Source organism: Bifidobacterium sp. LH_450, from assembly GCF_056356715.1.
In genome coordinates this window covers 1-14042 of record NZ_JBKEUU010000004.1, presented here as the reverse complement: position 1 = coordinate 14042, position 14042 = coordinate 1, and the positions used below count along the sequence as shown (strand labels likewise).

At 65.4% G+C, this 14042-nt stretch carries 11 protein-coding genes and 3 tRNA genes; 13 read left to right on the top strand and 1 reads right to left on the bottom strand.

The features are described from left to right. Positions 1-71: 71 nt before the first annotated feature. From rplL to AC1AXT_RS06050, 5 genes are all read left to right on the top strand, one after another. Positions 72-452 (top strand): 50S ribosomal protein L7/L12, encoded by a 381-nt coding sequence (rplL, locus tag AC1AXT_RS06070; RefSeq protein WP_476540571.1) that lies wholly within the window; start codon positions 72-74, stop codon positions 450-452. A gap of 263 nt (positions 453-715) precedes the next feature. Beyond that, entirely contained in the window at positions 716-2278 is a 1563-nt protein-coding gene (locus AC1AXT_RS06065) for an FHA domain-containing protein (RefSeq protein WP_476540569.1), read from the top strand. Positions 2279-2283: 5 nt separating this feature from the next. After that, positions 2284-5919 (top strand): helicase, encoded by a 3636-nt coding sequence (locus AC1AXT_RS06060; protein ID WP_476540567.1) that lies wholly within the window; start codon positions 2284-2286, stop codon positions 5917-5919. Between the two features lie 276 nt (positions 5920-6195). Beyond that, the gene (locus AC1AXT_RS06055; protein WP_476540565.1) at positions 6196-6402 is read left to right on the top strand and encodes a hypothetical protein; all 207 of its coding nucleotides are present in this window, start codon (positions 6196-6198) and stop codon (positions 6400-6402) included. A gap of 575 nt (positions 6403-6977) precedes the next feature. Next, complete coding sequence (locus tag AC1AXT_RS06050; protein ID WP_476540563.1) at positions 6978-7184, top strand: FmdB family zinc ribbon protein; 207 nt, start codon at positions 6978-6980, stop codon at positions 7182-7184. Positions 7185-7383: 199 nt separating this feature from the next. On the opposite strand, the gene AC1AXT_RS06045 is transcribed toward AC1AXT_RS06050, so the two are convergent. After that, entirely contained in the window at positions 7384-8283 is a 900-nt protein-coding gene (locus AC1AXT_RS06045; RefSeq protein WP_476540561.1) for an SAF domain-containing protein, read from the bottom strand. 337 nt (positions 8284-8620) lie between these two features. On the opposite strand from AC1AXT_RS06045, the gene AC1AXT_RS06040 reads away from it, so the two are divergent. The 8 genes from AC1AXT_RS06040 to AC1AXT_RS06005 all read left to right on the top strand — a co-directional run bounded on the left by AC1AXT_RS06040 (position 8621) and on the right by AC1AXT_RS06005 (position 13580). Then, entirely contained in the window at positions 8621-9316 is a 696-nt protein-coding gene (locus AC1AXT_RS06040) for a GNAT family N-acetyltransferase (RefSeq protein WP_476540559.1), read from the top strand. A gap of 120 nt (positions 9317-9436) precedes the next feature. Beyond that, the gene (locus AC1AXT_RS06035; protein ID WP_476540557.1) at positions 9437-10684 is read left to right on the top strand and encodes a hypothetical protein; all 1248 of its coding nucleotides are present in this window, start codon (positions 9437-9439) and stop codon (positions 10682-10684) included. Positions 10685-11057: 373 nt separating this feature from the next. Next, positions 11058-11351: a co-chaperone GroES gene (gene groES / locus AC1AXT_RS06030; RefSeq protein WP_476540555.1), complete on the top strand. Its 294-nt coding sequence runs from the start codon at positions 11058-11060 to the stop codon at positions 11349-11351. A 413-nt stretch (positions 11352-11764) separates the two neighbouring features. After that, positions 11765-11846, top strand: a tRNA-Tyr gene (locus tag AC1AXT_RS06025). Between the two features lies 1 nt (position 11847). Then, a tRNA-Thr gene (locus tag AC1AXT_RS06020) sits at positions 11848-11919 on the top strand. Positions 11920-11924: 5 nt separating this feature from the next. After that, positions 11925-11998 (top strand) — tRNA-Met (locus AC1AXT_RS06015). Positions 11999-12050: 52 nt separating this feature from the next. After that, complete coding sequence (gene rpmG / locus AC1AXT_RS06010; protein ID WP_476540553.1) at positions 12051-12221, top strand: 50S ribosomal protein L33; 171 nt, start codon at positions 12051-12053, stop codon at positions 12219-12221. A 111-nt stretch (positions 12222-12332) separates the two neighbouring features. Next, a complete protein-coding gene (locus tag AC1AXT_RS06005; protein WP_476540552.1) occupies positions 12333-13580 on the top strand; it encodes an FAD-binding protein in 1248 nt (415 codons plus the stop codon). The last annotated feature ends 462 nt before the right edge of the window (positions 13581-14042 follow it).

Here is a 14042-nt window from a genome sequence, read left to right as displayed (position 1 = left end):
CCAAGCAAAGATTTAGGCACGGAAACCTTACCTTGAAAACCGTTCCGCGCCATGAATGAAAGGAAGCCATAATGGCTAAGTTCACCCAGGACGAGCTCCTCGAAGCTTTCGGTGAAATGACCCTCGTCGAGCTCTCCGAGTTCGTCAAGGCCTTCGAAGAGAAGTTCGACGTCGAAGCCTCCGCTCCGGTCGCCGTTGCCGCCGTTGCCGGTGGCGCCGCCGCTCCGGCCGAGGAAGAGAAGGACGAGTTCGACGTCATCCTCTCCGCCGTTGGCGACAAGAAGATCCAGGTCATCAAGGCCGTGCGTGGCATCACCAACCTGGGCCTCGCCGAAGCCAAGGCTCTCGTGGACGGCGCTCCGAAGCCGGTTCTCGAGCACGCCAAGAAGGAAGACGCCGAGAAGGCCAAGGCTCAGCTCGAAGAAGCTGGCGCCACCGTCGAGCTCAAGTGATGTGCGCGGCCTAGCGCCGCACATTTCCACAGCTTTCGCGGAAAGCCCCGTCCATTGCGGCGGGGCTTTCCCTTTTTCCTGCGCGCTGTTCGCGGGTTTTGAGTGTGTTGGAGTGCGGTAGCGTACAATACGAACAGTGGCGCAACTTCTTCAGGGCGACCATGCCTTATGATGAATGCGACCAGATTTCAGCAGGAGAGCGGCACGCGCCCTCTCACTCAAGGAGGAAGGCCGGTACGGTGAGCGGTGACCAGCGAACGGCAATGAAATGGGTAATCCGAGCGGGTGGTTCGGACGTTGCGAGCGTCGAAGCTGGCGACACCATCGAGATTGGCCGCAAGCCGTTGCGCCCGGTGTCCGGCGGCCGCTACCCACGCGTTGAGATTCCCGACGACACGCGCTCGATGTCGAAGCGCCACGCCGAGTTCTCGGTCAAGTCGAACGGCGCCGCGTTCCTGCGCGATTTGAACTCCACCAACGGCACCTACTGGGTGCGCACCGGCAGCGAGCTGCTGCGCCTGCCCGGCGGCACCGACTTCCAGCTTCAGGGCGACGTCATGCACATGCAGTTCGGCGACGTGCCGCTCGATTTCGTCTGCGTCACGGTGGACGACACCACCGAAGGCGTCGCGAACCTGTTCGACTATGCCGTCGACGGCGCCCCGGTTTCCGGCCGCAACGACATGTCGGTGGACGACATCCTCAACCTGCGCGCCGGCGAGCCGACCGACATGTTCAACGCCGACATGGTGCAGCGCCGCGCCACCGAGCTGCGCAACGCCGAGAACCAGACGTTCGCGCCGTTCGAATCCCCGCTCAACCCGCCGTCCACGGACGCCGACAAGCCCGACCAGGATCCCGGCGCCCAGCCGCGCGACCTGTTCGCCGACGCGCAGGACATCGCCGCCGGCAAGATGAAGGAACCGGCGCCCACCGAGCAGCCGTTCGTCCCCGAGTTCCGCGAGGGCCCGCGCCATGCCGCGCCGAAGGGAACGCCGGCGACGGAACCGCTGGCGCCGAAGGGCGGCGTCGTTCCGGTCGACGTCATCGCCGCCGGCCGCCCCGTCACCCCGGCCGTCCAGGCTCCGGTACAGAACCAGATCGTGCAGCAGCCGGCACCGGCCGCCGAATCTAGTGTTATCCAAGATTCGGTTGCTGAAGCGGTGACGTTCGACGCTCCCGTGAGCCAGAATCCGCCGGTCGACGCGCGGCTTTCGTTCGCTTCCGTCGTCGCGTCCGAGCCGACGCCGGGAGTCGAGGAGACGTCGGCGATGGACCCGATCGACGCGGCCGCGTTCGGCATCGAGCTTCCCTCGCGCAATGAAGCCGCCCATGCCGAACTTGCGCATACTGAACCTGTGCATACCGAGCCTACGCACAACGAACCCGCGCAGGCCGAACCCTCGCAGGGCGAACCCGCGCAGGACGAGCCGGACTACTCGCGGTTCCAGCGCCCGGCCGACCCTGAACCAACCGAATCTGAATCAATCGACCCCGAACCCACGGTGCCGGTCGAACAGAAGGCGTACACGCCGGCGTTCGAACCCGGCTCCGTATTCGAACGCGTCAAGCAGGGCGAATTCGACGCCCACCGCGAAGTCATTGAAGCCGGCGGCTACACGTCCGACGATGCGCGCCTGAGCGACGACTTCGCCAAGCAATTCGAAATGGCGCGCCAACCCAAGCTGCTGCCGTTCCTGGCGATGAACCCGTCGCTGTACGACGACCTGTACGCGTGGCTGTCCGCGCAGGGCAACGCCGATATCGACGAAGCGCTCTCGCAGAACCCAGGCTACGCAGATTACCGCAAGGCGGTAGGAAAGTGAGCTCCATGGCTGAACAAAGCGGCAATCTCCAGTCGCCGGACGGCGATTCGCTGGAACGGTTGCGTACCTGGCGCGAGGAATTCAAGGCGAATCTCGTGCCGTCGCCGCTGGAAGACGTCACGCAACTGAGCGCGAAGCTCGACCTGACGCACGCCAACCCTTCCGGAATCTCGCAGCTGTTCGCGCGGGGCAGCGCGCCGCTGCACAAGCTGTTCCCCGACATCGGCAAGCTGAAGAACGGGGCGCGGCGCATCGAGCGCGTGCTGGAGGACCAGGGCGCCAAGAAGCGCATCAGCGGCGTCGCCGAACTGTCGCTGGTAGTCGGCGTCGCCCGCTGGAAGGGCAACCAGATGCCGGTGCTGCTGTACCCGGTGGAGGTGCAGCGCGACGGCAACCCGGTGGAGAACCATACGACGATCATGTTCACCGGGCACGTACGGCTCAACGCGTCGTTCGTCGCCGTCATGCGCGAGCACGGCGTCATCCTCGACGAGCGTGCGCTGTTCGACGGCTCCAACTATGCCAGCGGCACGCCGGAAACGGCGGCCGTGTTCGCCGCGATCACGAACGCGGCGCGGCAGGCGTACGCCGACTTCAATATTGAACGGCAGATCATCCTCGGCTGCTTCATGGACCCGTCGGCGCAGATCCTCGTGGAAAGCCAGCTCATTCTCGAAGAGCTCGCGAAGGGGCCGACCGGCAACGAACTGCTGGACGCGCTGGCCGGCGACGACGAGGCGCGCGAGCATCTCGAAAGCCAGAAACTCGCCGAATACAGCCCGTTCGACGGCGATCCGCACGGCGAGTTCGAAGTCGGCGACGTCGACAACACGGTCCGCTACGCCGCGAACATGGCGGCGGCGGGGCACTCGCTGTTCGTCGACGGCTCCGTCGGTTCCGACACCGCGGAAGAGGCCGCGGCAATCGCCTCGCGCTGCATGATGGCCGGCAAATCCGTGCTGTACGTGCCGGGCGTGACCGACCAGAAGCGGCGGTTCCTGCGCGCGATGCGCGCCAACGAACTCGACGGGCAGGTGCTGGACGTCGCCAACCCCAACGCGAACGCAGCCATCGACCACCAGCTCATCAGCGCCGTCGGGTTCCATCCCGGCGTCGCCTCCTCGCGCTTCGACCAGCTGGCCGACGAACTCGTCGGCGTGCGGGCGCGGCTGACGCGGTACCTTGGCGACCTGCACGGCGTCAACCAGACGTGGGGCGTGTCGGCATACCAGACGATCCAGAATCTTGCGAAAATCTCCGAACTGCCCACCCATCCGGCGACCCACGTACGGCTCGGCAAGGGCGTGGCGCAGGCAGTCGGTCAGCAGATGGACGCGTGGAGCGACAAGCTCAAGCGCGCCGGCGACCTCGGCGAATATTCGATCGGGCCGAACGATACCGCCTGGTACAAGGCGTCGCTGATGAGCGAAGACGAAGCGATCACCGCCTACCAGCGCGTCGTCGACCTGCTGCAGAAGGTGCTGCCGGCCACCCGCGAACAGGTGGCGTCTACCGTCAAGGCGTGCGGGTTCCCCGTGCCGGACACGGCGCTCGAATGGGCGCGGCAGGTGACGGTGCTCAAGAATCTGCGGCGCGTGCTGGACGTGTTCCAGCCGGAAGTGTTCGAACGCGACATCGAATCGATGATCGAGGCGACCAAGCCGAAGGCGAGCCGCAAGGCCGAAGGCTCGACGATGGGCTACTGGGAGCGCCGCCGGCACGTCAAGGAAGCCAAGAGCATGCTGCGGGCCGGGGCGCAGGTCGAAAGCCTGCACGAAGCGCTGCTCGTCGTGTCGCGGCAGGCCGAGCAGTGGCGCATGTTCGTGCCGCACGGCGGGTGGCCGGTGCTGCCGCCGAAGCTCGACGAAATCATCGAAACGCAGGACGAGCTGGCGCGCAACCTGACGGCGCTGGACGCCGTGCTCGCCACGACGCCGCAGGGCGCGGCGCTCGAATCCGCCGACTTCAACGACGTGGAGGAGCGGCTCAAGGCGCTCTATGACGACAAGCGGGCGCTGGATACGCTGCCCGAACGCTGCGTGCTCGAACGCGAGTTCAAGGAGGGCGGCCTCGCGCCGCTGGTCGAGGACCTGCGCAACCGGCATGTGGCCACCGACGCCGTCGCCGACGAGCTCAAGCTGGCATGGTGGACGACGGTGTTCGACGACATCGTGCAGTCGTCGGCCATCATCTCCAACCAGGACGGCTCGGTGCTGCAGACGGCCGCCGACCGGTTCATCCAGGTCGATACCGAGCATGTGCGCTCGATCGGGCCGATGATCATGCAGGAGTCGATGAAGCGGCTGTGCGACCTGCTGTTCGCCCGCACGCAGGAAGCGAACATGCTGCATACGGCGCTGGCCGCGGATGCCAGCGTGCCGCTGAGCCGCATCCAGCACGACCACCCGGAGATCCTCGCCGCCGCCAAGCCGGTGATCATGGCCACGCCGGCCACGCTCGCCTCGGTGACGAACCCGGTGCCGATCGCCGACGTCGTCATCATCGACGCCGCCGCGCACATCCCGTCGGTGCTGCTGCTGAGCATTCTGTGCCGCGCGCGCCAGGCCGTCGTGCTGGCGCATCGCCAGACGGTGACGAGCGACAGCCTCAACGCGCTGATCGGCATGCTGCCGAGCGTGGAGGTGCGGCCGGTGCCCACGCGCCGCGACCCGCGCGTCAACAGGTTCCTCGAGGAGCAGGGCTTCGGGCCCGTCAGCCTCGACCCGGCGCGCGAAACGGTGGAGGGGCATGTGCTGTTCCACCCGATCGAGGCCGGCGCCGTGCCGCAGCTGGGTTCCGGGCTCGTGGAAAGCAGCCAGGAGGAGATCGACGCCATCGTCGAGCTCATTACGCAGCGCGCCTCGACGTTCACCATCGTGCCGGCCAGCTACATCCTCACCGTCGTGACGATGACGACGACGTTCCGCATCCGCCTGGGCGCGGAGCTCAAGTCGCTGGCCGCGAAGAACGAATACATGGGCCGGTTCCTGCGGCACGTGCGCATCGTCGACATCACCGACGTCGCAGGCGCGCAGGCCACCGACGCGATCATTTCGATGAGCTATGCGAAGACGACGCACGGCCGGCTGCTGCAGCAGTTCGGCGCGCTGCAGTCCGAAGGCGGCCGCGGCATGCTGCTCGACGCGCTCGCGCTGGCCTCGCGCCACATCGACATCGTCAGCGCGTTCGGCGCCGAGGACATGGACGACGAGCGGTTGCACCAGGCCGGCCCCAAGATGCTCAAGACGCTGCTCACGTGGGCCGAAGGGCTCGCCAGCGAGCCGGCGCTCGAGGCGTCGGGCAGCGACACGAGCGACAACGTGCTGTTCAACGACCTCGCCGGACGCATCCGCGCCCGCGGGCTCAACGTCGAGGTCGACTACGGCTTCGAGGACGGCACGCGGATCCCGATGGTCGTCGGCGTCAAGGACAAGCCGTTCGGGCTGGCGCTGTTCACCGACGACGCCCAGTTCATGGGCATGCCGTCCACTCGCGAGCGCCACCGCGTGCTCATGCAGCAGATGGAGGGCCTCGGCTGGTCCGTCCTGACGGTGTGGAGCGTCGCCGCGTTCGTCAACCCCGAAAAGGAAGTGGACCGCATCGTCGCCCGCCTCGGCGAAATGTACCAGGAAGCCCGCTGATGGCCGCGGCTGCTGCCTAGCCGCTGCCTCCTGCCTCCTAGTCGTTGGCGAGTTGCTGTCTAGCCGTTGCCTCCTGCCTCCTAGTCGTTGGCGAGTTGCTGTCTGGCCGTTGCCTCCTGCCTCCTAGTCGTTGGCGAGTTGCTGTCTGGCCGTTGCCTCCTGCCTCCTAGTCGTTGGCGAGTTGCTGTCTGGCCGTTGCCTCCTACTTCCGATGTTTTCCTTTCCGTTCCTGGTTTCGTTTCTGGTTCCACATGACATGTGTATAGAGGTGCAATGATGGCTGCTGAACCTTATGATCCGTCGCGCCGGGTGAAGCGTGACCACAAGCGCGTCGAACGCCAGGGCACCGAACGCTTCGACGCCGACGGCGTCAAGCTCGAGCCCGGCGACATGGCCACGCCCCAGCAGCGCGCCGCCGACGACGACCGCCGCATCCTCACCGAGCTCCCCCCGCACTGGGCCGTCTTCAACGAACGCCAGTAACCGGCCCCGCCCCTTCCGCCCGTCCCTGACTGGTTCGTGGTTGTCCCTCTACTTTCCAGTCACTAAGGCCCCCTCACCGACTGGAATGTGCCATTTGGACTATTTTCCAGTCGCGTACGGCCTGTCACTGACTGGTTTGTGGGCCCTGTTCTACTTTCCAGTCACTGAGTCGCCGTCACCGACTGGAACGTATCGTCTGGACTATTTTTCGGTCGCTAGGACCGTCAGCGACTGGTTTATAGGTATCAGGCTACTTTCCAGTCGCTGAGAGGCCATCAACGACTGGAAAGTATCATGCCTGCTATTTTCCAGTTGCTGGGATCATCAGGGACTGGTTTGTGGGTATTGGTCTACGTTTCAGTCACTGAGGGCCCGTCACCGACTGGAACGTATTGTGCCAGCTATATTTCAGTCACTGAGTCGCCGTCACCGACTGGAAAGTATCGTGCCGGCTATATTCCAGTCGGCGGTGGCGTGCGGGGGGCAATCTGGCGGTGGCGTGCGAGGGGGCAATCTGGCGGTGGCGTGGGGGTGGTGTGGCTTAGTATGTGGGGAGTTGGCACAAGGAGGAACAATTGCCTAATTACCACTACCGCTGCAAGGCGTGCGGCCACGATTTCACGAAGCACCAGGACTTCAACGACGCGCCGATCAAGGTATGCCCCGTCTGCAAGAAGGAGGAAGTGCGCAAGGTCTATTCCGCCGTGCCGATTTCCTTCAAGGGCTCCGGCTTCTACCGCACCGACAGCGGCTCCGGTTCCTCGTCCTCTTCCAGCAAGTAGATTTTCTGCCCCGTTCCGGAGAGGGCTCCTAGACGGCATTGCGGTCGCAGTGTGCTAACGGGTGGCCCCGTTCCTGCGTATGCCCTTCAGTGAGATTGAATGCACGTATTCGACGAAGGCGCGGTTCCGTTCCCGCTTTGTTAGGATTTCTGCCTTGGGAGCGTTACTGCAGGTACGTAAAAGACGGTTGAGCCGGGAGTCACGGTTCGTGGGCGATGATGGGGGAGACGTCCTGCGCCTGCAGGACGGCGAGCGCGTCGTCCGGCGGCAGCGCGACGCTTGCGCGGTTCGTCGCCCCCGACGCGCCGTTCGCGGTCGTTCCCGACGAATCCTGCGTTTCGCTGGGACCCAGGTAAACCGCATCCGCCGCAATCACGCAGCTCGCGCTCGCCCCAGACGACGCGTCTGCACCACCCGATTCGCCTGCATCGTCCGAACCGTCGGGCGTCGCTTTTTCCTCGCCGGTTTCCTTCCGGCTTCCTGAATCTTCCATAGTTTGCGAAGAGCCGTCGCAGCCGGCGAGGGACGACAGGGCGACCTTGGTTCCCGGGACGAGGGCGGCCGCAGGGGTCGAGAGCTCAACGTCGATGACGGCGTAGCCGCGCGGCGCCGCGTAAGCCGGCGCAAGCATCGCCGCCGTCAGCAGCGAGCCTTCCGGAACGTCCAGCGCGCATTCCCTGCCGATAATCTCCTCAAGATTCCCCACCGCATCCCCCAGCCCCGCATGCGCCGGAACTTCCGCCAGCGCGACGTCGCCGGCCGCTACCGTGGCGCCGCGGCCAATGGCGCGCGCCGCCACGACGACCTGGACGGTTGCGTTCGCGCTCGAAACGCGGGAGGCCAACGCCGACACCGCGAACGCTATGCACAAGGCGGCCGCAAGGACCCTGGCGCGTCGCAGCTCGCGCCGTCCCCGCGGCGAACGCAGCCAGCCGCGCAGCCGCCGCGCCGCGCCGTCCGCTCCCGCACCTGCACCTGCGTAGGGAGCCGAACGCCGCGACGCTTCCTGCCGCGCCGCCGTATGCCGCGTCGCCTTGCGCCGTGAAAAACCGTCCATGCGTTCCATCGTCGCCAGCCGCCGCCGCCAACACCAACTCAAAAAACCATTGTGGATGGCAAGGTGTGTCGTCCACCGTTATCCACAACCGCTATCCACAACCGGTCCTCCATAATCAATCTCGAACCTGCTGAAACGGCTCTGCTGGAACGAAACAGCCCTCCTGGAACGTAACGTTCCTGCAGAAAAGAAACGTTCATCCGAAACGTAACGCCACTGCGAAAAACTTCCGGTCCGCGTACAGCCCCGGGCGCCCTCGCGGTCACCTACAACCGCAACCCCAAACCTGCCCCCAACCCAATCTCACTTACCCTCACCCAAAATGGAACAAAAGTGAAAATCTTGTTGCCATAGCAGCACACCGTGGCACAATGGTGCAGTGTCTATCTTCCGTGGAATCAGCGAGGGAATCCGCGAGCGGCTTTCCCCGGCGTCGCCGAACGCGCTCGATGTACCGGCGGCCATCGGCCCCGTGCCCGGCGCCCCGGCGCTGCTGCTGCGCCCGATGACGGCCGATGACTGCGCGGAATGGAGCGAAGTGCGCCAGCGCAACGAATCCTGGCTGGAACCGTGGGAATCAGGGGACCCGACCGGCCAGCGGCTGCTGACGTTCAACGCATGGATCGCCCGCCAGCGCCAGGACGAGCGCGCCGGAACGTCGGTCGTGTTCGCCATGGATTTCCAGGGCGCTCTCGCAGGGCAGATTTCGCTGGGCGCGATCAGCTACGGCTCGATGCGCTCGGGCATCATCGGCTACTGGGTCGCCCACGAATTCGCCGGCCGCGGCTTCGCGCCGCTCGCCGTCGCGCTGCTTGCCGACTGGGCGTTCTTCGAGCGGCGCGGACCGAAGCTGCACCGGCTGGAAATAGACATTCTGCCGGAAAACCAGCGCTCGCGCCGGGTCGTGCAGAAGGTGGGCGCGACGTTCGAGGGCGTGCGCCGGCGCTACATGTATATCAACGGGGAATGGAGAGACCATGAATCGTACAGCCTCCTCGCGCAGGACGCTCCCGAGGGGTTCGTGCGCCGTCTATTGGGCGACACGCCCGGGAAAGCATTACCCATATTGGCATAATTTCTTTTATTCTTGGGGACTATGGGTTACGAATCGCTAAGCGCAGTCATCGTTCTGGCAGTACTCGTAATCCTCATGGCCATATGGCTGCCCAAACGGACGGTCAAGGGGATGAAACAGGTGGTCAAACACCAGGAGGACCGGTTCTCCACGTCGCTGCACTTGGTGGACGCGACGAGCGGCACCCGGTTCTCCGACGACAGGACACCGAAGGCGAAAGGGGCGACAATGCCATCAGGGGATACGCACTCGGGCACGCATTCCGGCTCTCATGGCGGCGTAGACCGGCAATACATCGCCCATGTGCGCGAGCTGCGCCGTGCGGCGGTGCGGCGACGGCAGATTCTCGCCGGCATCCTGATTGCGCTGACGCTCGCCGTATTCGGCCTCGCCTTCGCGTTCGACTACAGCCCCCTCTTCGCGCTCGTTCCGGCGGCGCTGCTCGCCGTCGTGTGCGCGCTCGGCGCCAACGCGTCGCGCCAGGCGCGGGCCTGGGAAGCGAAGGTCAAGGAGCGCCAGGAAAAGGAAGCGGCCCGCAAGGCCCAGCGTGCGAAGGCTCGCCGCGAGGCCCAGCTGAAGGCCGCGGCCGAGGCGCAGCGGCAGGAGATTTCCGGCGCGCAATCCGGCGAACAGTCGTCGCTGGATACGCCGACCGACGTCATGGAACAGCGTGAGATTCGCCGCGTCATCCACGATGCGCAGCTGGCGAAGGCGCGCGAGATTGCGGCGCGCGCCGCCGAACGCGCGGCCAGCGGGGAGGCAGCCGATTCCGGCGAGCACGCCGTCGTCGAGGAAACGATCGTCGAAGCGGTCGCCCCGGCGGGCTCTTGCGCCGGTTCCGGTGCCGGTTCCGCCAGCGCTGCGCAAGATTCCGGCAACGGCAGCGCTCAGCGTAACGGCAGCCCCGCTCGCAGCGGCAGCGCGGAAAGCGCCGCGGCGGCGCAGGATGAAGCCGACGACGCCACGAACGAGATTTCGACTGTCGGCAAGTCTTCGGTCGATCTGATTTCGTTCTCGCTCGGTTCGCCGCGCAACGTCGCCGAAACGCCGCACCCGGCTCCCGAAAGCCTGGAAATCAAGTCGACGAAGCAGGTTGCGAAGGCCGTGCCGAATCCGGACGGCCCGGAGGATCCGGCGCCCAGCCGCGTCGATCTGGAGGAGATTCGCCGCGCGCAGGATGCGTCGACGCGTCGCGAGGAAGTGTCGGTAAGCGCGCAGTCGATCGCCGAAACGGCGGCCGAAGCCGCCGAAGAGAGCGCCCCGTCGTTCCACGAAAGCGAGCGGGCCAGCGTCGTCGACGCCCCCGACGCGTCCGAAGAGTCGCTCGGCGGTGGCGTAGACGTCATCCTCGCCCGCCGCGGCAACTGACGGCGGCGGCTGGCCGGGCTGCACGGGCCCCCGAAAATCTTGAATCACAACGCGTTCCCTGCGGGGAGCGCGTTTTGCTTTGCCGCTGCGGAACGTTGCGTTCGCGGGGATGCCGGCGGCTGTACGAACCGGTGGCCGGGCAGCCCATCCACCCACACCGCGTTTTCCGGCGGTGTGAGGAGCGCGCGGGTTGCGCTGGGCGCGACACTTTTAGCACTCGAGTTGCGAGAGTGCTAAATCTCGCGGTAGGATACCGAACTAGCGCAACGGGACGGCGCGGCGAAGTGATCGTCAGCCTCTTGGCCGGGCAAACCCTCGCGCGCAAGTGGAAAACAACGCAACCAATGCGTTCACATGCATGGAGGAGGCACCAGTGTCGATTTCACTTAAGCCGCTGGAAGACAAGATCATCGTCAAGCAGTCCGAGCCGGAAACCCAGACGGCATCCGGCCTGTACATTCCGGACAACGCCAAGGAGAAGCCGCAGCAGGGCGAAGTCCTGGCCGTGGGCCCGGGCCGCCGCGACGACAAGGGCGAGCGCATCCCGATGGACGTCGAGGTCGGCCAGAAGGTGCTGTTCAGCAAGTACGGCGGCACCGAGGTGAGCTACAAGGGCGAGGATTACCTGATCATCGCGTCCCGCGACGTCCTCGCGATCATGGAGTAGTCTTTCCGCGCGAGCAAACGCAAGCGTCCGCTAACGGCAACGAACCGCGGCGGCAAACGTAAACGCACCGGGCCCCGTTCCTTTCGCAGGAACGGGGCCCGGTGTTTGTTTTCCGAAACGTTCCCGCCGCGCCCCGCGCAGCCTCGACCGCCGGGCGCCCCCGGCCCGGAAGCCGGTCCCCCCGACCGCTTCTGGAGGACGGGTGTTGCTTCCCCCTTCTCTTCTCTAGATTCTCTTCCTGCCCCTTCCAGTCTCAGCGGTCTTCTTCCCGGTTGCCTCCCAGCCTTCCTCCAGCTGCCTTTCCGTTCCCCGGTTTTCTAAACGACACGCCGAGGGTTGACGGTTGCGGAACATTCGTGGCATACTAGCCAAGTTGCCGGTTGAGGGGTCAGCCCCGAGGCCGAGAACAACGCGGCGGATTTCCCAAGCGGTCAAAGGGACCTGACTGTAAATCAGGCGCTTCGTGCTTCAGTGGTTCGAATCCACTATCCGCCACGCCTCGATAGCTCAGTGGTAGAGCACTTCCTTGGTAAGGAAGAGGTCGTGAGTCCGATTCTCACTCGAGGCTCTCATGGCGGGATAGCTCAGCTGGCTAGAGCGTACGACTCATAATCGTAAGGTCAAGAGTTCGAGTCTCTTTCTCGCTACAAAGACCGGAAGGCGACTTCCGGAACGAAACGAACACAAGAGGTGAATTCAATGGCAAGCAAGAGCGCCGACATCCGTCCGGGCATCACGCTGGCATGCACCGAGTGCAAGGAGCGTAACTACATCACCACCAAGAACCGCCGCAACACGCCGGATCGCTTGGAGCTGAAGAAGTTCTGCCCGCGCTGCGGCAAGCAGACCACCCACCGCGAGACCCGCTGAGGAATCCAACGTCAGAAATTCCTCCACGGAGCCCACGAAGGTGAGTTCACCACTACGCTGACTGTTCAAACCCGACCGGAAACGGCCGGGTTTTTTGTTATCGTGGCAGCTATGACTAACTTTGCCGAACTTACCACCATGGGCGTCGGCGGCTACATCGCGCGGTTCGTCGAGCCGACGACGCGCGTCGCCGTCATCGAAGCCGTCGAGGATGCGGACGCCAAGGGGCTGCCGCTGTGCGTTATCGGGGGAGGCTCCAACATCCTCGCCTCCAGCGAACCGTTCGAAGGCGTCGTCGTGCGCGACGCGCGCCGCCTGATCACCGTTCCCGACGAAGCGGCGCCCGCGGAAGGCAGCGACCGCAGCGTCCATGTCACCGCCGAAGCCGGCGCGAACTGGGACGATTTCGTCGCGTTCGCCGTCAATCTTGGATTGGAAGGCGTCGAGGGCCTCTCCGGCATCCCCGGCACCGTCGGCGCGTCGGTGGTGCAGAATATCGGCGCGTACGGGCAGGAAGTCGGCTCCAGCGTCGCGTCGGTGGAAGTCTGGGACCGCCAGGAGAAGGCGACGAAGGAACTGTCGGCGGCGGACCTGAAGTTCGGCTACCGTACCAGCCTGCTCAAGCAGAGCATGTACAGCGCGCCGGGGGTGCCCGCGGACCGCTATTTCCCCACGCCGCGCTACGTCGTGCTGTCGGTAACGTTCCGGCTGACCCACAGCGCCGAGGGGACCGTCGCCTTCGCGCAGCTTGCGCACGCGCTCGGCGTCGAGGAGGGCGCGCGGCTGCCGATCGGCACGATCCGTTCGGCGGTGCTGAAGGTGCGCGCGGCGAAAGGCATGCTCGAGGACGCGACGCGCTACCGCATTCCGGTCATGCAGGCGACGAAGCGCGCCGAGAACATCGAGGCCGCGATTGCGGCGCAGCAGCGTTCCGTCGCCGCCGACGACGCGCCGGCCGCGCTCGACGCCGAGCAGATCGAGGGCGCCGACGGACGCAACCAGGATTTCGACCGGCACAGCTGCGGCAGCTTCTTCATGAACCCGGTGCTCACCGAATCGCAGGCGGCCGGGCTGCCGGCGGACGCGCCGCGCTTCGACGCAACGTTGCCGGACGGCACGAAGGGCGTCAAGACGTCCGCAGCGTGGCTGATCGACCACGCCGGCTTCCATAAGGGATACAAGATTTCCCCCGACGCCCGCGCCGCGCTCTCCAGCCGCCATACGCTCGCGCTGACGAACCGCGGCGGCGCGACCAGCGACGACATCGTCGCGCTGGCCGACGCCATCGTCGCCGGCGTTCGCAAGCAGTTCGGCATCACCCTGGTCCCCGAACCGGTCCTCATCAACGTAACCCTGTAGCGGAGGTCGGGCCGGGGTGGGTGTGGCGGCGTTCCGGGCGCCCCGCCGACCGGCGCCTGGCTGGCGCCTGCCCGGCTCCCGGCGCCCGCGCGACGTCATCACTGTCCGTCGGTTCGCTCTCTTTCGGCTATACCCCCTTCCTTTCTATATTCCAGTCGCTAACAACCCATAAGCGACTGGAATATATTTTTCCCGATACCTTCCAGTCGCTCACGCCCCGTCGGTGACTGGAACGTAGATTGGGGAGAATATTCCAGTCGGTGAGGCAGTCACCGTGTGCTTTGTTCCAAGATTCCTACTTTCCAGTCGCCTACGCCCCGTGTCCTGTCTCGGCGGATAGTTGACACATGTCTCAGCGCATGCTTGACACATGTCCCGGCGGATAGTTGACAGGGGGCCGGGGCCGGTTGGCCCCGGGCTTTCTCATTGGGCGCGGCGCCTGCCTTGGTAGGGCGGGGCGGG

Excerpts from the sequence above, each read along its gene's own strand:
- rplL (WP_476540571.1), top strand. The coding sequence starts at position 72 with ATGGCTAAGTTCACCCAGGACGAGCTCCTCGAAGCTTTCGGTGAAATG.
- AC1AXT_RS06065 (WP_476540569.1), top strand. The coding sequence starts at position 716 with ATGAAATGGGTAATCCGAGCGGGTGGTTCGGACGTTGCGAGCGTCGAA.
- AC1AXT_RS06060 (WP_476540567.1), top strand. The coding sequence starts at position 2,284 with ATGGCTGAACAAAGCGGCAATCTCCAGTCGCCGGACGGCGATTCGCTG.
- AC1AXT_RS06055 (WP_476540565.1), top strand. The coding sequence starts at position 6,196 with ATGGCTGCTGAACCTTATGATCCGTCGCGCCGGGTGAAGCGTGACCAC.
- rpmG (WP_476540553.1), top strand. The coding sequence starts at position 12,051 with ATGGCAAGCAAGAGCGCCGACATCCGTCCGGGCATCACGCTGGCATGC.
- AC1AXT_RS06005 (WP_476540552.1), top strand. The coding sequence starts at position 12,333 with ATGACTAACTTTGCCGAACTTACCACCATGGGCGTCGGCGGCTACATC.